Source organism: Sphingomonas sp. S2M10 (assembly GCF_012650175.1).
In the GTDB taxonomy this organism is placed as follows: domain Bacteria; phylum Pseudomonadota; class Alphaproteobacteria; order Sphingomonadales; family Sphingomonadaceae; genus Sphingomonas.
Genome location: NZ_JAAILI010000008.1, coordinates 470,628 through 488,110, shown reverse-complemented (window position 1 = coordinate 488,110; position 17,483 = coordinate 470,628). Strand labels below are relative to the sequence as shown.

The following is a 17,483-nucleotide window of genomic DNA, read 5'->3' as shown; positions in this document are numbered from 1 at the left end:
GGCGGGATCAGAACTTGAAGGTCGCGCCCATGTACAGCATGCGGCCGTACAGGTCGTAGGTGTTCGCCACCGTCTGGGTACCCGGGAAGGTCACCTGGTTGGTGTCGCCGAACACCGGCGGCTTGGTGTCGAGCAGGTTGTTGACGCCGGCATACAGCTCCATCTGCTGCTTGCCGCCCACGATCACCTTGCCCTGCAGGTTGTGGTAGAAATAGGCCGAGATGCGCTGCGCATCCGGATCGCCGAGATTGTCGGTCAGCGGGCCCAAATAGTCCATGCGGTAGTTCAGCTGGAACTTCGGGGCACTGAACGTCAGGTTCGCCACGGCCTTGTCCTTGAAACCCGAACCGAGGCGACCGCAGCTATAGCAATCGGCCTGGCCCAGTTCGTTCTGCACCGGACCACCCGGGAAGGGGGTCTGCTGCTGCTTCAGGCGGTGGTTGTACTGGACGGCGAAGTCGAAGCGCGAGGCACCGACGGGGATCGCATAGCGCGCGTCGACGTCGATGCCCGAAACCAGGAACGAGCCGGTGTTCAGGTTGAGCGCATTGACGCGGGTGATGAATCCGTTGCTGTTGCGGATGACGTTATTGCAGAATACCGGGTTGCCCGTGTTGACGCACTGATCCACCGAGACCTGCTGACCGACGATGCCGATCGCGTTCTTCACCTTGATGGTGTAATAATCCACCGTCATGCTGAAGTTCTTGAAGAAGGTAGGCGTGATCACGGCACCAGCGGTGAGCGTGTCGGCCGTTTCTTCGCGCAGGTTCGGGTTGCCGCCCAGCAGGCCGTCGATCGTCTGGATCTGCGACGTAGAGTAGACGAACGAATTGGCGCTTGTGCCCGGGATGTTGCTGCAGGCGGGGTTCGGTGCACCGACTGCGGCGCCGTCGCCGTTGCCGCCGCCGCGATCGCACGGATCCTTGATCGCCGGGAAGGTCTGGCTCAGCGACGAGTAGAGCTCGCCGATGTTGGGCGCACGGGTCGCACGCGAATAGACGCCGCGGAAGCGGATGTCCGAGGTCGGTGCATAGGTGGCGCCGCCCTTGAAGCTCCACACGCCGCCGACGGTCGAATAGTCGGCGTAGCGGGCCGCGCCCTCGAGGCCGAGATACTTCAGGCCCGGACGGTCCTCGACGATCGGTGCGACCAGTTCGACAAAGCCTTCCTTGACGTTGAAGCTGCCCTGCGTGTTGGTGATCTGGTTGCCCGCGCTCAGGCCTGCCTGGGTGAACGGATCGAAGACCTCGCTGCTCTTCTCGTGGCGATACTCGCCGCCGAACGAGATGGCGATCGGACCGCCCCACAGCGAGAACAGGTCACCGTTGATGCTGCCGGAGACGACGTCCTGGTTGACCTTCGCCAAGTAATCGTAGGCGACGTTGGTGCCGTTGACGAGCTGGACGGTGTTGCCGTCGACCAGCGTCACGGTGCGCGTCGGGCCGGTATATTTCTGCAGGAACTGCGAAGCCGCCGTCGTGACGGTGTTGAAGCCGAAGATGTTGATCGGCACGCAGCCTGCCGCACGCGCCGCCGCGTCGGAACAGCGCACCTGGCCATCGGGGCCGATCTCGTTGCTCAGCGCCGCACCATAGTTAGGCGTGTAGATCGACTGCGCGGTGGTGTGATCGCGGCTTTCCGAGTGCTCGTAGTAGATGTCGTACGACCAGTTGGTGCCGGCGGTGAACTGACCCCGCGCGCCAATCACGCCGCGATAGAAATCACGCTCGTTCTTGTTGCTGCGGCTGAAGATGTCGTTCGAACGACGACGGAACTGGATGACGTCGACGCCGTTGGCCAGCGCCGCTGCGCGGATCGCGGCCGGCACATAGGGGCTGCTGATCGGAATGCCCGCATAGGCGGACCCGTCGAAGTTCAGCGCTGCGCCCGCGCTGACATTGTCGATTGCCGACGGCTCGAGCGATGCGTTCGAGTTCGTGCGCGAATACTGGCCCTGCGCATAGAGCTTGAACGCGTCCGAGAAGTCGTAATGCGCGAGCACTGCGCCCTGGTAGCGCTCGACCGGCACCGACAGCAGGCGATCGCCGTTGCGGTTGTAGCCGTCGATGTTCGCGCTCTGATAGCCCTTCAGGTTGTTCGCGCCGTCGAAGGTGAAGGTGCGGCCGCTGGTCGGGGAGAAGCCTGCTTGATTGGGGTTGCTGACGTCGAACAGGCCCTGCGCCGCATAGGAGCTGCGGTTGGGAACGTCGGTCGCCGAGAAGCTGCGGTTGCGCGAGGGCAGGCCGTGATCATTGTCATAGCTGAAATTGGCGGTGATGTTGCCGCGACCGCCGCCGAAATTCTGGCCGCCGGTGATCGAGACGTACTGGCGCGGCGCATCGCCCTTGTCCGACACGGTGTTCTGCGCGCGGACGCGCAGGCCCTGGAAGTCGTTCTTGAGGACGAAATTGACCACGCCGGCAATGGCTTCCGAACCATAGACCGCCGAGGCGCCGCCGGTGACGACGTCGATGCGCTCGACCAGGTCGGTCGGGATGTTGTTGACGTCGACCGCCGAAGTGCCGGCGATGCCCAGCGTACGACGGCCGTCGATCAGCACCAGGGTGCGCGACGAGCCGAGGTTGCGCAGGTTCACCGTCGCGGTGCCGTTGCCGGTGTTCGAAAAGTTCGAGCTGGTGCGGCTGACATTCTGGCCGACCGCCGGGAGCGTGGCGAGCACGTCCTGGATGTTGGACGCGCCGGTCTGCTGGATGCGCTCCGCGGTCACGACCGCGACCGGGGTGGAAGCCTGGAGATCGGGGCGCGCGATGCGCGAGCCGGTTACGACGATTTCGGTGGCGCCGCCCTGCTGTGCGGTATCGTCCTGATCTTGTGCCATTGCAGGCGCGGCGAACATCGCCATGGCGCCGAATCCTGCCAGCGCGGTGCCGGCCCGGAGGGCGTACGCAAAACGAGACATACTTAGCTTCATCCTTTATTGCGCGCGCCCGGCCTGGGCCAACGGCGCCCGCGCTCCCTAAATCGTGTCGAAAGCAATGCTTAACCACGACACAGGCGGCTCGAATGGGCCGGTGTAACCGAAGTGTAAAGTCGCAGCCTGCCGCCGCGTGCGGCTTTCTCGCGCCATGTGGCGCATGCAACACGGTTCAATCGGTCGCTGTCGTCGCCGGGAAACGCATTGTTACGCGTTCGGCGATTTGTCGCTGCATGTTGCCAAATGTTTCGATCGTGCGGCCTTGTTGCCTCGCCCCGGTCGGCGCGGCGCAGACCGATCCCGTGTCTCGATGTCGCTTCCCGTGCGAAGAGACTGGATGGCGTCCCGTGGTCAGGCGGGTTCGGCCAGCAGCGCCCGTGCCCGCGCGGCGTCCTGATCCATCTGCGCGGTCAGCGCCGCGAGGCTGTCGAACTTGGCCTCGGGCCGCAAATATTCGATCAGCGCCACTTCCACGGTCTGGCCGTAAAGGTCGCCGCTGAAGTCGAAGAAGAAGCTCTCCAGCAACTCGGTCGGAGGATCGAAGCTCGGGCGGATGCCGAGATTCGCAACGCCGTTCAGCAGGCGCCCGTCGGCGAGCCGCCCGCGCACCGCATAGATGCCGTAGCGGGGGCGGAGATAGTTGCCGAGCCGCATGTTGGCGGTGGGATAGCCGAGCTGGCGGCCCAGCCTGGCGCCGCCCTCGACCTCCGCCGCGATCGCGAAGGGGCGGGTCAGCAGCCGCGCCGCGCCGCGCGGATCGCCGGCCTGGAGAAGCGCGCGGATCCTGCTCGACGAGACGGTCGTGTCGTCCAGCGTCACCGGCGCCACCGTCTCGGCAGCGAAGCCCAGTTCGGCGCCGAGTGCCGCCAGCATCGCGACATCGCCTTCGCGGCCCTTGCCGAAGGTGAAGTCCTCGCCGGTTACCACCCCGGCGGCGCCCACCGTGTCGACGAGCTGCTCGGCGAACTGCCGCGCGGTCAGGCGGGCGAGGGTGGCGTCGAAATGGAAGACCAGCATGCCGGCCGCGCCCGCCGTCGCGAACAGGCGCTCGCGCTGGTCGAGCGTGGTCAGGCGAAAGGGCGGGGCGTCGGGCTGGAAGAAGCGGCGGGGATGCGGATCGAAGGTTGCGACGATCGCCGGCCTCCCCTCGGCACGGGCACGCTCCAGCGCGCGGCCGACCACCGCCTGGTGCCCAAAATGGAAGCCATCGAAATTCCCCAGCGCGACGATTGCGCCCCGGAGAGGAGGTGGAACCGCCGAGCCGCCATCCAGCCGCTGCATGGCGGTGGCTATAGGGATTGGGCGGGGGGATGCCAATGGGCTGGGGGATAACAGTTGCACCCCTGCTTCTGGACTGAGGGCTCGGGTTAGCGGGCTCCCATACCGATAAGCGGTCTCGTCGAGACATGGACGCACCCCGATCCCGCATCACATGCACCGTGCGTGTCGGAAGGGTAGGGCTTACTGTAGTTGTCGCCGCATTCCCGTCCGCAGCACGCGCAGGACATTGCCGCCCACCACCTTGGCAATCTCCTGCTCGGAGAAGCCGCGATCGACCAGCGCCTGGGTCACCACCACCAGCTGCGACGCATCGAAGCCGGTCGTCACGGCGCCATCGAAGTCCGAGCCGAGCCCGACATGGTCGATCCCCACCAGGTCGCGGACATGGGCGATCGCCTCGGCCACCGCCTTGGGGCTGGTCGAGCAGATTGCCGCTTCCCAATAACCGATGCCGATCACGCCGCCGGTACGGGCGATGCCGCGAATCTCGTCATCGGTGAGGTTGCGGTTGACCTTGCATGTCGCCTGTACGCCGCCATGGCTGGAGACGACTGGCCGGCGCGCCATGGCCAGGATGTCCGCCACCGCCGCGTGGCTGGCATGCGCGACGTCGACGATCATGCCCAGCGCTTCCATCCGGCGCAGCACCTGCCGACCCATCGGCGTGAGGCCGCCCTTGGCCTCGCCATGCATCGACCCGGCCGCTTCATTGTCGAAGAAATGTGCGAATCCGGCCATGCGGAATCCGGCCGCGTAGAGCCGGTCGAGATTGGCCGGATCCCCCTCCAGATCGTGCAGCCCCTCGATCGAGAGGAGGCCGCCCGTCACCCTCCGCCCGGCGACGCGATCGGCGAGCAGCCGGTCGAGTTCGGCCGGGCTGCGGATCAGCCGGAGCTGGCCGCTGGACGAGTCAGCGGCGCGCGCCAGCTTCGCCGCATGCCACAAGGAACGTTCGAGCAGCGAACCCCAGCTGCGCGGCGGCTGGAGCTGCGCGATCGCGAGAAGAGTGATGTTGTCGCTGTCCGCGGCGTTGGCGTCGTAATTCTGGTGACGCGGTGTCTTGGTGACCGAGGAGAAGACCTGCAGCGCGACATTGCCCGCCTGCAGCCGGGGGAGGTCGACCTGGCCCCGGTTCGCGCGATCGAGCAGGCTGCGCCGCCATAGCAGGGTATCCGCGTGCAGGTCGGCGATGGCGAGGCCCGCGTGCAGCGCCCGCGTCTGCGCGGTGACGCGCGGCAGGGGGGCGGGGACGACCCGGTTCATCCCTGCTTCCACCACCGCGGGCGCGATCCCGAAAAAGCCGAAGGCGGCGATGGCCAGCACCGCGCCAAGGCCGATCAGGATCGGACGCTTCATCCGCGCCGCGCCAGCGTCACAAAGTCATGGGCGGGGCGATCGCCTTCAGCCGGATGCGTTTCCCGAGCGATTTCCGCCCAGATTGCCGGATCGAAGGCGGGGACGTGCGCATCACCCTCGACGTCGAGATGCACTTCGGTGAGTTCGATGCGATCGGCACGATCGAGGAAAAGGGCAAAGACCTCCGCGCCCCCGATCACCGCCACGTCCTCCCCCGCCAGCGCCAAGGCATGGTCGACGTCATGCGCCACCTCGGCGCCGTCCGCCTGCCAGCCGCTGTCGCGGGTGAGCACGATATGGCGACGGCCCGGCAGGGGGGCGGGAAAGGATTCGAAGGTCTTGCGGCCCATGATCATCGGCCGCCCGACGGTCTGCGCCTTGAATCGCTTGAGGTCGGCGGGGAGCCGCCAGGGCAGCTGGCCGTCGCGGCCGATCACGCCATTGTCGGCGCGGGCAAGGTGGAAGCTGATCATACCGCCACCGGCGCCTTGATGTGCGGCTGCGCGACATAATCGTGGATCGCGAAATCCTCATAGGCATAGGCGTCGATCGACGGAGCCTTGCGGAGGATCTCCAGCCGCGGCAGCGGGCCCGGCGTGCGGGACAGCTGCTCCCGCGCCTGGTCGAGATGGTTGAGGTATAGGTGGCAGTCGCCGCCGGTCCAGATGAAGTCGCCCACTTCCAGCCCTGCCTGCTGCGCGAGCAGATGGGTGAGCAGCGCGTAGCTGGCGATGTTGAATGGCACGCCGAGGAAGATGTCGGCCGAGCGCTGGTAGAGCTGCAGGCTGAGCCGGCCACCCGCGACATGGCACTGGAACAGGCAGTGGCACGGCGCCAGCGCCATCGCGCCCAGCTCGCCCGGGTTCCAGGCGGAGACGACCATCCGGCGCGAGGCGGGGTTGGTCTTGAGCGTTTCGATCAGCTCGGCGATCTGGTCGATATGGCGGCCGTCCGGCGTCTCCCAGTCGCGCCACTGCTTGCCGTAGACGGGGCCGAGATCGCCGTTTTCGTCCGCCCATTCGTCCCAGATGCTCACCTTGCGATCCTGCAGCCAGCGGACATTGGTGTCGCCGCGCAGGAACCAGAGCAGTTCGATCAAGATCGAACGGATATGGAGCTTCTTGGTGGTCAGCAGCGGGAAGCCTTCGCGCAGGTCGAAGCGCATCTGCGCGCCGAACACGCTGCGCGTGCCGGTGCCGGTGCGGTCCATCACCTCCACGCCGTCGGCGAGCGCGCGGGCCATCAGATCGAGATATTGACGCATGCGGCGAGCCTAGCGGCCGCCGACGCGCGAGTCATCCGCCTTCGCGCGCCCCGGCGTTGCTCCGCATCGGATCGGATTGGCTTAGGGGCCGCCGGGTGGTGGTGGCAGGGCAGGGAAATGGCGGATGTGATCCAGGCCCCCTACATCGTGGATGCGCCGTCCGCGCAGGCGTTGTTCGGCCCCTTGGCGAGCGCGCCGATGGAGGTGGCCGCATTCGCCTATCTGGCGCGCGACGGTCGGCTGCTCGGCATGCGGCACATGCACGGGGTGGAGGTGGACGCGGTCGACGTGCCTGTCCGCCGGGTGGTCGCCGATGCGCTCGCCTTCGACGCGGCGGCGGTCCTGATGGCGCACAATCATCCCAGCGGCGACCCCTGGCCCAGCCCCGCCGACCGGGACGCCACGCGCAGGCTGCTGCTCGCGCTCGGACCGGTAGACGTGCGGTTGGTCGATCATCTGGTGCTGGCCGGCGGCTGCACGGCGAGTTTCCGGGCGTTGGGCTGGCTGTAGCGCAAGCAGGAACCGAAGGATCAAGAGCGAGGCGATGCGGTCGATGTCGCGTCCGGCCGTGGCAAGCAGCTACAACGATCGGCGGGGGCTTCGCCGCGCCGTCTCCTGCGATGATCCCGCTGCAAACCGTCAAGTAATGCGGGCAGGGCATCTTGCCTGTAGGCGCACCTCGAGTTTCGCAACATCGATGCCCAAGTGCAACAAAAATCGTAGAAATACCTAGCGCCGTATATTTACCAATTGCCCGCTATAAGTCTTTGTGGGTGCAGGCCGCCAATGCCTCCGCCACAGACTTTAGTGGGGCTCATCAAAATGTTTGCACGACTGTTTGTATGTATGTCGGCAATGTTGCTGCCTTCGGCGGTAATGGCGCAGACTTCTGCTTCCGGTACGGGTTCTTTGACCGTTATCCAGCCGCTGATGATCGCCAAGAACGCGGATCTGCAGTTCGGCAGCGTCGTTCGCCCGGTCTCGGCCGCCGGGTCGGTTGCGGTGGCGGTGACGGGTGCCCGCACGGTCACCGGCGACATCCAGGCGCTGGCCTCGGGCGATACGCCGCAGGCCGCACGCTTCACGATCTCGGGGGAGGGCGGCCACGCCCTGTCGGTCACGATCCCGGCATCGTTCACCCTGGCCAACGGCGCGCAGTCGCTGGTCGTCACCACCACCAACAATCTTATCGGGGCGCTCAGCGCACAGACGCTCAGCGGGACCGCGGGCGGCGCGGGAACGCTGGACGTGCGCGTCGGCGGCACGGTCGCACTGGCGACGACCACGCCGGCGGGCCTCTACACCGGCTCCTTCACCGTTTCGACGGCGTACAACTAAGATGCCGGTGGTCTCCCGGGCTTTGCAGCTGAGCGGCGTCGCGGTCGGAACCGCGATGCTGCTCGCGGCAGCGCCGGCGGCGGCGCAGGCCGGCAATCTCGGCCTGTCGCACCACCGCGTCGTCTTCGACGGCACGTCGCGGACCGCCACCATCTACCTGTTCAACCGCGGCAACGTGCCCGCCGCGTTCCGGATCGACCTGATCGACATGACGATGTCCAGCGACGGCGTGATCCGCCCGGTGGCTGCCGACGCGCCCATGCCCGAGCATTCGGCGCGCGACGTGCTGGAGTTCACGCCGCGTCGGGTCCTGCTCGGGCCGCAGCAGAGCCAGGCCGTGCGGATCCGGGTACGGCCACCGGAGGCTTCGGGCGAGCTGCGCAGCCATCTCGCGATCACTGCCTTGCCCGGAGCCGACGCCGCGCCGACGATCGCGCCGATCGACAATGGCGTGGCGAACGGCGTTGCGGTGCAGATCTCCACCCTATTCAGTGTCAGCATCCCGATCGTCGTACGCACCAATGCCAAGGCGGCCGCCGCGCATATCGAGAAGCTGGAGGTGGCGCGCAGCGGCATGTCCGCGGGCGCCGTGCTGCGCTTCGACCTGGTCCGCGACGGTCCGGGATCGGTCTATGGCGATGTCGAGCTGGTGTCCGGCCGCGGCCGGGACCAGCGCGTGCTCGGCAGCATGCGCGGCATCGCGCTCTACCCCGAGACGGACCACCGCACGGTTCAGCTGGCCGCGCCCTCGGTAACGCCCGGCCAAGTCGCCCGACTGGTGTTCAGCAACCGGGAAGCGCCGGGGTCGATCGAGGTCGCTTCGGCGAGCCTCACGATCCCGTGAAAGCCGCCCGGGCGGCCGGATGCGGGCTGCTCCTCACCACGATCAGCGCGCCGGCAATGGCCAGCGCATCGGCAAATGGCCAGGCAGGCGTGATCGCTTGCCCCTCCGAGGACATGCTCCTCTGGCTGGAGGTGCGCACCGACACCGATCTGCTTGCCGAGACGATGGATGCCTATGCGGGCGCGGGCGGCACGCTGTTGCCGCTCGGCCAGTTCGCGCGCATCCTCGACCTCGGGATCGTCGTCGCTGCCGATGGCCGACATGCCAGCGGCGCGATCGATCCGCGGACTCGCGTCACCGTCGATCTCGACGCCGGTACGGCACAGGTGGGCGCCGCCACGGTTGCCCTCGGCCCCGGCGCGTGCGTGCGGAAGGGCGACATCTACCTTGCCGCTCAGACGATGGAGAAGCTGCTGCCGGTGCGCCTGCGCGTCGCTGCTGACGCGCAGCTGTTGCAGGTGACGCCGACGGGCATGCTGCCGTTGGTGCGCAACCGGCAGGTCGCGGAGCGTCGCGCCGCCCTGTCGCAGCTGGCGCCTGCCGAGACTGCGATGCTGGTCGACGATCCCTATCGCCTGTTCAGCATTCCTGCGGTGGAGGTGAATGCCGGCCAGCGCTTCGGCAGCGGCGATGCCCTGCAATCGCGCTGGCTGGGGGTTCGTGCTGCCGGCGACCTCGCTTTCGCTGGGTTTCGCGGCTTTGTCGGCCTGGACTCGGCGGGGGCGACCAATGTCCAGCTCACCCTGGAGCGCACCAGCGCGGACAATCGCGCGCTTGGTCCGCTCGGCGGCAGCCGGTTCGCCATCGGCGACGTGGCGACCCCCGATACCCAGCTCGGCGCGCGCAGCGTGGCGGGGCGCGGCATCTACTATTCGTCGGCGCCGCTGCAGGCGTTCGACTTTTCGCATCCTCTCGTTCTCGAAGGCGATGTGGCCGATGGCGAGCAGATCGAAGTCTATGTCGACGGCACGCTCCGCGCGGCGCGCGCCGCGGCGGCGGGCGGCCGCTACCGGTTCGACAATCTCGCGCTCGGGATCGGCGACCATCAGGTCCGCATCCTGTTCTACGGCCCGCAGGGACAGGTGCGCGAGGATGTCCGGTCGTTTCAGCTGGGTTCCGGGCTGCTCCAGCCGGGACAGACCGCGGTGCGGTTCAGCATGGTCCAGCCGGAGCAGCCGCTGTTGCGGATGGAGGACGGGCCCTGGCCTCGCACGGGCAATGCCCTGCGGATCGTGGCCCTGGTCGATCGCGGCCTGAGCCGCAGGTTCACCGCGCATGCGGGTCTCACCCGGTTCCGCCCCTGGTATGGGCAGGAGCGGCTTGCCGGCACCGCCGGGATCAAGGCGATGCTGGCGGGTGCTGCCCTGGACGGAGTCGTCGGCCTGGACAGCCGGGGCGGGCGCGCCGCCAGCCTGCTGCTTGGCTCGCGCATCCGGGGCGTCTCCGTGCGCATGCTGCACGCCGAATATGCCGGCGGGTTCGTTGACGAAACGCGCGATCCGATGTCCGGCGGCGTGGCGTTGCGGCGCGCGAGCGAGGCGCAGATCGATCTGACGGCGCCGCTGCCCGGCGGGCAGCGTATTCCGTTCGCCTTCGACATTCGCCGCGTCGAGCAGCGGGACGGCGCGCGCCGCATCGAACTCAATGCGCGGGCTTCGGCCATGCTCGCCACCACCTATGTCAACGTGATGGTCAGCCGCCAGGGATGGACCGGTGCGGTGGCGGGTGCCCAGCACGTCGCCGCCGTCGAGACGTCGACGCCGCTTGCCCCCGCTCTCCAACTGCGCACGGGGCTGTCCTATCGGATCACCGGTCGTCCCGGTATCGAGAGCGCCTATGTGTCGACCCAGATCGCGACGCCGCGGGGCGACATGCAGCTCATCGTATCGCGGCAGGGCGGCACGCCGTCGCGCCTCCGGCTGGATGCGTCGTATCGCCATCGCCTGTCGCGGTTCGATCTGACGACGGCGGCGGGATATGATCTTCGGACGCGGAGCTGGCGTGCGGCGCTGCAACTCACCTTCGTCTTCGCATCTACCGCGCACCGGGGCTACGGGCTCGCGCCGTCGAGCGCGGCGATCAGCGGCCGCGCGGCGATCCGCACCTTTCTGGACGCCAATGGGGATGGCCACTGGCAGCCCGGCGAGAAGGCGGTGGCCGGCGTCCAGGTCTACACGCCCGCGGGTGCCGCGACCACCGATGCGCACGGGCAGGTCGTCGCCGAGGACCTCGGCGATACGCTGCCGGCGCAGATCCGGGTCGACGCATCGCAGAGCAGCGAACTGTACCTTGCCGAGATGCCGGGCGCGATCCGGCTCGTGCCACGCCGTGGCCGCACGACCCCGCTGGAAATTCCCCTGCGCGCCGCCGGCGAGGTCGAGGCGAAGCTGCTGTTCGCGACCGCGGACGGCGCCCAGCCGCTCACCGCGGTAACGATCGAACTGGTCGCCGAGCAGGACGGCAGATCCTTCCCCGCGCGGACCGACAATCTGGGGACGGCGATGTTCGGCGGCATTCCGCCCGGCCGCTATCACGCGCGGCTGCTCCCGGCCCAGGCGGCGCAGTTGCATCTGACTCTGGATGCGCCGGGCGTGATCGAAGTGCCGCCGGAGGGAGGATTTCTGCGCATGAAACCCATTCTGGCGCGCTGGGTTGACGCCGGATGATGCGCTGTTCGAGGAGGTTGGGCGGCATCGCCGCTTCGCTGTCATGCCTCGTGGCCCCTCCCGCCGCCGCCGAGGTGACCGTGACCCTGCCGGCGCCGACCACGCCTGCGCTCGGCGAGATCGTGGCGGGGACCCTGCCCACGGTGTTCCGCATCGGTGTGGACGGCTCGGTGACGCGAATCTCCGGCGACGCCGTGCGCCTCAGCAATGCACCGGTAACCCCGCCCACGATGCGGCTGACATGCGGATTGCTCAACCTGGCCAGCCTGTGCCTCGTCCGCAATATCCGCATCACCATGGCACCTCAGGTGAGCGGCACGCTCGCCGCGGTGACGATGTTCCGCGTCGGGGCAGTTTCGGGGACCACGTTCAGCGGTGGGCCGCCGGCGGCGGCAAGCACGATGAACTTTCAGCTGAATCCGATGGGGCTGGGCAACGTCGTCGTCATCCAGTTCGGGATGGACATCACGGTTGCGCCGGGGCAGCGGGGTGCGACCGTGACACGCTACAGCGTGACCGCGGATTTCGTCTGATGCGTAAGGGGCTGTCCTTTCGGGCAGGTTACCCGAATAACCATTTTCAACCAGACATTTGTAACCGACGCGCGTCTACCGCGTTTCTCGTGGTCGCAGGCGGACCGGAAATCGGCTGCCATACAAACGAGAATGATGGATGCTCCTCCGTAGGTTATGCCCGGCGCTCGCGCTTCTTCTGCCCCATGCCGCGCTGGCGCAGGTCGCAGAGACAGCGACCGGATCGCTGACGATCGTCCAGCCGCTCACCATCACGAAGGACGCGGACCTTCGGTTCGGCAGCATCGTGAAGCCGTGGACCACCGGGTCGGTCGCCATATCCACGACCGGCGCGCGCAGCGTCACGGACGGGGTTCAGGCGCTGAGCGCCGGTGATACGCCGCAGGCTGCCCGGTTCACGGTCGCGGGTGCGGGTGGCCGCGCGCTGTCGATCCAGATCCCGCCGGTAATTACCCTCAGCAGCGGCACGCATGCATTGCTGGTTACCACGACGAGCAATCTCACCGGCGCATTGGCGGCCCAGGTGCTCAGCGGCTCGCCCAAAACCGCAGGATCGCTCGAGGTTCGCGTAGGCGGCAGCGTGGCGCTTGCGAGCACGACCCAGCCCGGGAACTACACGGGCGTTCTCACCGTGTCAGCGGCGTACAACTGAACGGGATTTGCTGCACGGGTCCCGCGACCGCCCGAATCGGTCCGACCGGAGGCCAACCCCCCTGCGCAACCGCCGCACGTCTGCCCGAGAGGGCCCGCAGCTTTCGTGCGCCGCTGCGCGCGCGTCGACGCTCCGCCCATATTGTGTTCGAGGCCCGCGACGCATGCCGGCCTTGATCGCCACCCTTGCCTAGCCCGCCGCGCACGCGCAAAAGCGCCGGTCAGGGAGCACGAGAACGATGCGGCCGGACAGGACGAGGGGATTGCAGGGTGATCGCGGCGCGTTGCTGGATCAGCTCGCGCGCCGCTATGCGCGGCCGCTGGCGCGCTTCTTCGAACGCCGTGTGACGGTGCGCGACGACGTGCCCGATCTGGTGCAGGACGTCTTTCTCAAGCTCAGCCGGATGCGGGATCCGAGCGTGATCGACCAGCCCGACCGCTTCCTGTTCGTGACCGCCGCCAACGCACTGCGCGATCGCGCCCGGCGCGAGGCGGCGCGGGGCGGTGCGGTACACGAAAGCTGGGACGACGAGGCACATCCGGGTTCGGATTTCTCGGCCCAGCGCGTCTTGGAAGGCAGGGAGGCGGTGCTTCGGCTGCGCGACGCCCTGCTCGAACTGCCCGAGCGCACCCGCGACATTTTCGTGCTGCGGGTGCTGGAGGGGCTGAAGATCGGCGACATCGCCCGGCTGGTCGGTATCTCGACCCGGGCGACGGAGAAACATGTGGCGCGTGCGATGGCGCATGTGACCGCGGCATTGGAGGCGTGGCGTGACGACTGACTCTACCGCCGCGACACCGATCGCGACCGAAGCGGCGCTCTGGCACGAGCGGCTGGCGCGCAACCCCGAAGCCGCGCCACCCGCAGCCTTCGAGCGCTGGCGGGCGGCGGACCCTGCCCATGCCGAGGCGTTCGCGCAGATCGACGCTGCGCATGCAAGCGCCCGTGCGCTCGCCGCGCATCCCGAGTTGCTGGCGTTGCGGCAGGCGACCGCGACACGTGTAGCGGTGCATCGCGCACGATCGGCGGCGCGCAAGCAGCGGGCCGGGGCAGCGCTCGCGGCATTGGCGCTGGTAACCCTGCCCTTGGCCGGCTGGTATGCCGCCGAGCATCGCGCGTCTGCGCCCGCCGTGGCAAGCAGCGAGACAAAATTGTTCAGCACCGGCGTCGGCCAGCGACTGTCGATGATGCTCGATGACGGTTCGCGGCTCACGCTCAACACCGCGACGTCGGTGCGGGTCGCCTATACGCCGACCGAGCGCCACCTGATCCTGGAGCGCGGCCAGGCCTGGTTCGAGGTCGCCAAGGGCCAGCCGCGGCCGTTTCGCGTCACCGCCGGTGCGCACGACGTGATCGCGCACGGCACTGCCTTCGACGTGCGGCTGGATGCCGACCGGACTACCGTGCTGCTGGTGGAGGGCAAGGTGACCGTCGGCAAGGTAGCGATGGTGCCGAACGACCTGCTGGTCGCGCGCGGCGATCGGCTGACCCTGCGGCACGACGGCGACGCCCGCCAGATCGAGGCGTGGCGCGAGGGGTTGGTGGTGTTTGCCGACACGCCGCTTGCCGAGGCCGTGGCCGAGCTCAACCGCTATGCGCCGCACGCGCTGGTGGTGAAGGATGCCCGGGCGGGAGCGGTGCGCATCAGCGGCGCCTTCCGTACCGGCGAAAGTGCCGCCTTCGCCGAGGCACTGGAAACAAGCTTTCCCGTCCAGTCAGTGACGCGCAGCGACGGCACAATCGAGCTTTCCAGCCACCGTTGAGATTTTTTTGCGCGGGGCAGGTTCGGGTTTTCGGACGGGCTGCGTCATGGCGGGTAGAAGCGCTGCACCAGACGGCGCCTCGTGAACCGATTTGGGAGGATCCTGATGCCCCGCACCTTTTCCACGCTCGTAGGCAGCCTGGCGCTCGCCGGCGTCGCCGCCTGCGCCCTCACGCCCGCGCTCGCCGCGCCCGCGCCCGAACCCACCGTCAGCCTCGCCATCGGCAGCCGCGATCTCGGCGCCGCGCTTACCGAATTCGCGCGCCAGAGCGGCCGCCAGATCCTGTTCGCCCCCGACCTCGTCCGCGGCAAGCGCGCGCCCGAGCTGCGCGGCCGCTACGGCGTCGACCGCGCCTTGGCGATACTGCTTGCGGGCAGCGGCCTGCGCTACCGCACCACTGCCAGCGGCACCTTCGTCGTCGAAGGCGGCACCGAGGGAGCGGCGGCTGCACCCGCCGTGCGGGCCAGGCAAGCACAGGTCGCCGCGGCGGCCCCGCAGGAGGAACCCGCAGCCAACGACCCCGAGATCGTCGTGACCGGCACCGCCGGCGCGGGCACGCGCCGCCAGGATGCGTCGTTCGCCGTCACCACGATCAACGATGCCGCGATCGAGCGGCTCGCACCGGCGAGCACTGCCGAAGTGTTGCGCGTCGTGCCCGGCATCAGCGTGGAGAGTTCGGGCGGCAAGAACGGCGCCAATATCTTCGTGCGCGGCTACCCCTCGGGCGGCGACGCCGAATATGTGACGATCCAGTCCGAAGGCGTGCCGATCTTCTCGCCGCCGACGCTTTCCTTTCTCGAAAACTCGCAGCTGATCCGCATCGACTCCACGCTGAAGCGCGTAGAAGCGGTGCGCGGCGGCACCGGCGCGCTGTTTTCCTCGGGCCAGCCGGGCCTGACGATCAACTTCGTCCAGCGCGAGGGCGGCGCGACGCCGGAAAACCTGCTCAAGCTCGGCGTCGCCAGCTATGGCGACGTGCGCGCCGACGGTTATCTCTCCGGGCCGATCGGGGCGAGCACGACCTATATGGTCGGCGGCTATTATTCGGCGGGCAACGGCGTGCGCAACCCGCGCTTCACCGCCGAGAAGGGCGGGCAGATCACCGCCAATGTCCGGCATGATTTCGACAATGGCTCGGTGCTGGTGTTCGGCCGCTACCTCAACGATCGCGGCCAGTGGCTGCTGCCGATCCCGGTGGTGCAGAACGGCAAGAAGATCAGCCAGTACGGCAATTTCGATGCCGGCAGCGGCACGCTGGCGGGCGGCGAGACGCGGCTGGGCGTACTCAACGACGGCACCCGGGTGGACCTGGCCGACGGGCGCGGGGCGGATGTCGTCAATCTCGGCGGCAATTTCGAATATCGGCTCGGCGACGGCGTCAAGCTGCGCGATCGCCTGAGCTGGCTGAAGGGCGATGCCGATACCACCGGGCTCGTCCCCGGCGGCACTCCGCCGCAGAGCGCCTCGGCCTATGCCGCGAGCAAGGGTGGCACGATCGGCAGCCTCAGCTTCGTCAACGGCGGCCAGGCGGTGCCCGGCACGACCCAGGTGGTCGAGGCAGGGCTGTGGCGCGTGCAGAAAAGCATCGAGAATTTCTCCAACGATCTCGCGCTCGAATGGAAGAAGGGCGGCAACAGCTTCACCGCGGGCGTCTATTATGCGGCCTATTCGTCGCGCGACCTGTGGAACCTCGGCAACAGCCAGCTGCTCACCGCCGAGCCCAACGCGCGGCGCCTGAACCTGACGCTCGCCGATGGCCGCATCGTCACGCGGAACGGCTTCAGCAGCGGCTCCACCTTCAACGTCAATGCCGATTATGACGGCAAGGACGCGGCCGTCTATGCCGTCGACGAGCTGCAGGTGAACGACCAGCTGCGTCTCGACGCGGGCCTGCGCTACCAGCACCATTCTATCGACGGCACGCTGGAGAATAACGGCACCGCCCCGGCGGGCGGGCTCGATCGCAATCCCAACACGCTCTACGACAATGGCGACGCGGTGCTGAACGGCACCTTCTCGACGATCCGCTATCGCGGGGAGAAATGGTCGTGGACGGCGGGCGCCAATTACGACTTCACCCGCGCGATCGGGCTGTTCCTGCGCTACAGCCGCGGCAACAGCTTCCCCTTCTTCGACAATCTGCGCGACGGCATCACCGTGGCGCCGCGCGTCGATACCTATGAGGGCGGGCTGAAGGTCTCCACCGATCTGGCGAGCGCCTATTTCACCGTGTTCCACAACAACTTCGATGGTCTCGCCACCACGGTGATCACCAGCGGCGCGCCGATCGCCTCGATCGGCGGCGCGCGCGCCACCGGCGTGGAGCTGGAAGGCGAGCTGCGCCCGGTGCGCAACCTCACCATCGGCTTCTCCGGCACCTATCTCGACAGCAAGTATCGCGACTTCTTCACCGACAACGGGGCGACGGATCTCACCGGCAACCGGGTGCAGCGCCAGCCGAAATGGCAGTGGCGCGTCTCGCCCGCCTATTCGGTGGACTTCGGGTCCGAGAGCAAGGCGACGCTGTTCACCTCGGTCACCTATATCGGCGATCGCTTCTCCGACGTGCAGAACGCCCAGCTGCTGCCCAACTATTACAAATGGGACGCCGGGCTGACCGTGGACGTCACCAAGCGGATCACGCTCCAGGCCACGGTGGACAACATCACCAACACGATCGGGCTGACCGAGGGCAATCCGCGCACGATCGGATCGCAGGGCAGCGGGGTGATCCTCGCGCGGCCGATCCTCGGGCGGTCGGCGCTGTTCAGCGCATCCTACCGCTTCTGAACACCCCCGAGGGGCCGGCCGGGCGCAGCGCTCGGCCGGCCTCGTGCGTTTTGCGCCC

14 protein-coding genes are annotated in these 17,483 nt (G+C 67.9%); 9 read left to right on the top strand and 5 right to left on the bottom strand.

Annotated elements, in window-relative coordinates:
• Positions 1 to 7: 7 nt before the first annotated feature.
• The 5 genes from S2M10_RS03720 to S2M10_RS03700 all read right to left on the bottom strand — a co-directional run bounded on the left by S2M10_RS03720 (position 8) and on the right by S2M10_RS03700 (position 6,839).
• Positions 8 to 2,923 carry a TonB-dependent receptor gene (locus S2M10_RS03720; RefSeq protein ID WP_247650592.1) on the bottom strand — a complete coding sequence of 972 codons (2,916 nt, stop codon included), beginning with the start codon at positions 2,921 to 2,923 and terminating at the stop codon, positions 8 to 10.
• Between the two features lie 366 nt (positions 2,924 to 3,289).
• Positions 3,290 to 4,219, bottom strand: coding sequence for a bifunctional riboflavin kinase/FAD synthetase (locus S2M10_RS03715; protein WP_168844912.1), 930 nt, complete (start codon positions 4,217 to 4,219; stop codon positions 3,290 to 3,292).
• 180 nt (positions 4,220 to 4,399) lie between these two features.
• Complete coding sequence (locus S2M10_RS03710; RefSeq protein WP_168844911.1) at positions 4,400 to 5,575, bottom strand: dipeptidase; 1,176 nt, start codon at positions 5,573 to 5,575, stop codon at positions 4,400 to 4,402.
• Positions 5,572 to 6,048, bottom strand: coding sequence for a dihydrofolate reductase (locus tag S2M10_RS03705; RefSeq protein WP_168844910.1), 477 nt, complete (start codon positions 6,046 to 6,048; stop codon positions 5,572 to 5,574). Before S2M10_RS03705 ends, S2M10_RS03710 begins: the two co-directional genes overlap by 4 nt.
• The gene (locus S2M10_RS03700) at positions 6,045 to 6,839 is read right to left on the bottom strand and encodes a thymidylate synthase (protein WP_168844909.1); all 795 of its coding nucleotides are present in this window, start codon (positions 6,837 to 6,839) and stop codon (positions 6,045 to 6,047) included. Before S2M10_RS03700 ends, S2M10_RS03705 begins: the two co-directional genes overlap by 4 nt.
• A 117-nt stretch (positions 6,840 to 6,956) precedes the next feature.
• Here S2M10_RS03700 and S2M10_RS03695 point away from each other — a divergent pair, with 117 nt between their 5' ends.
• The 9 genes from S2M10_RS03695 to S2M10_RS03655 all read left to right on the top strand — a co-directional run bounded on the left by S2M10_RS03695 (position 6,957) and on the right by S2M10_RS03655 (position 17,425).
• A complete protein-coding gene (locus S2M10_RS03695; RefSeq protein ID WP_168844908.1) occupies positions 6,957 to 7,349 on the top strand; it encodes a JAB domain-containing protein in 393 nt (130 codons plus the stop codon).
• 420 nt (positions 7,350 to 7,769) lie between these two features.
• Positions 7,770 to 8,177: a DUF4402 domain-containing protein gene (locus tag S2M10_RS03690; protein WP_168844907.1), complete on the top strand. Its 408-nt coding sequence runs from the start codon at positions 7,770 to 7,772 to the stop codon at positions 8,175 to 8,177.
• 1 nt (position 8,178) lies between these two features.
• Positions 8,179 to 9,021, top strand: a complete 843-nt coding sequence (locus S2M10_RS03685) for a hypothetical protein (RefSeq protein WP_168844906.1) — start codon at positions 8,179 to 8,181, stop codon at positions 9,019 to 9,021.
• Complete coding sequence (locus tag S2M10_RS03680) at positions 9,018 to 11,687, top strand: hypothetical protein (protein ID WP_168844905.1); 2,670 nt, start codon at positions 9,018 to 9,020, stop codon at positions 11,685 to 11,687. The genes S2M10_RS03685 and S2M10_RS03680 overlap by 4 nt, the downstream gene beginning before the upstream one ends.
• 50 nt (positions 11,688 to 11,737) lie before the next feature.
• Positions 11,738 to 12,220 (top strand): hypothetical protein, encoded by a 483-nt coding sequence (locus S2M10_RS03675; RefSeq protein ID WP_168844904.1) that lies wholly within the window; start codon positions 11,738 to 11,740, stop codon positions 12,218 to 12,220.
• A 139-nt stretch (positions 12,221 to 12,359) separates the two neighbouring features.
• Positions 12,360 to 12,872: a DUF4402 domain-containing protein gene (locus tag S2M10_RS03670; protein WP_168844903.1), complete on the top strand. Its 513-nt coding sequence runs from the start codon at positions 12,360 to 12,362 to the stop codon at positions 12,870 to 12,872.
• 262 nt (positions 12,873 to 13,134) lie between these two features.
• Positions 13,135 to 13,653, top strand: coding sequence for an RNA polymerase sigma factor (locus tag S2M10_RS03665; RefSeq protein WP_247650590.1), 519 nt, complete (start codon positions 13,135 to 13,137; stop codon positions 13,651 to 13,653).
• A complete protein-coding gene (locus S2M10_RS23065; RefSeq protein ID WP_168844901.1) occupies positions 13,643 to 14,635 on the top strand; it encodes a FecR domain-containing protein in 993 nt (330 codons plus the stop codon). The genes S2M10_RS03665 and S2M10_RS23065 overlap by 11 nt, the downstream gene beginning before the upstream one ends.
• 105 nt (positions 14,636 to 14,740) lie before the next feature.
• Positions 14,741 to 17,425, top strand: a complete 2,685-nt coding sequence (locus S2M10_RS03655; RefSeq protein ID WP_168844900.1) for a TonB-dependent receptor — start codon at positions 14,741 to 14,743, stop codon at positions 17,423 to 17,425.
• Positions 17,426 to 17,483: the final 58 nt, after the last annotated feature.

Bases quoted from the DNA above. Each gene is read 5' to 3' on its own strand.
- S2M10_RS03720 (WP_247650592.1), bottom strand. From the start codon at position 2,923: ATGTCTCGTTTTGCGTACGCCCTCCGGGCCGGCACCGCGCTGGCAGGA.
- S2M10_RS03715 (WP_168844912.1), bottom strand. From the start codon at position 4,219: ATGCAGCGGCTGGATGGCGGCTCGGCGGTTCCACCTCCTCTCCGGGGC.
- S2M10_RS03710 (WP_168844911.1), bottom strand. From the start codon at position 5,575: ATGAAGCGTCCGATCCTGATCGGCCTTGGCGCGGTGCTGGCCATCGCC.
- S2M10_RS03705 (WP_168844910.1), bottom strand. From the start codon at position 6,048: ATGATCAGCTTCCACCTTGCCCGCGCCGACAATGGCGTGATCGGCCGC.
- S2M10_RS03700 (WP_168844909.1), bottom strand. From the start codon at position 6,839: ATGCGTCAATATCTCGATCTGATGGCCCGCGCGCTCGCCGACGGCGTG.
- S2M10_RS03695 (WP_168844908.1), top strand. From the start codon at position 6,957: ATGGCGGATGTGATCCAGGCCCCCTACATCGTGGATGCGCCGTCCGCG.
- S2M10_RS03690 (WP_168844907.1), top strand. From the start codon at position 7,770: ATGATCGCCAAGAACGCGGATCTGCAGTTCGGCAGCGTCGTTCGCCCG.
- S2M10_RS03685 (WP_168844906.1), top strand. From the start codon at position 8,179: ATGCCGGTGGTCTCCCGGGCTTTGCAGCTGAGCGGCGTCGCGGTCGGA.
- S2M10_RS03670 (WP_168844903.1), top strand. From the start codon at position 12,360: ATGCTCCTCCGTAGGTTATGCCCGGCGCTCGCGCTTCTTCTGCCCCAT.
- S2M10_RS03655 (WP_168844900.1), top strand. From the start codon at position 14,741: ATGCCCCGCACCTTTTCCACGCTCGTAGGCAGCCTGGCGCTCGCCGGC.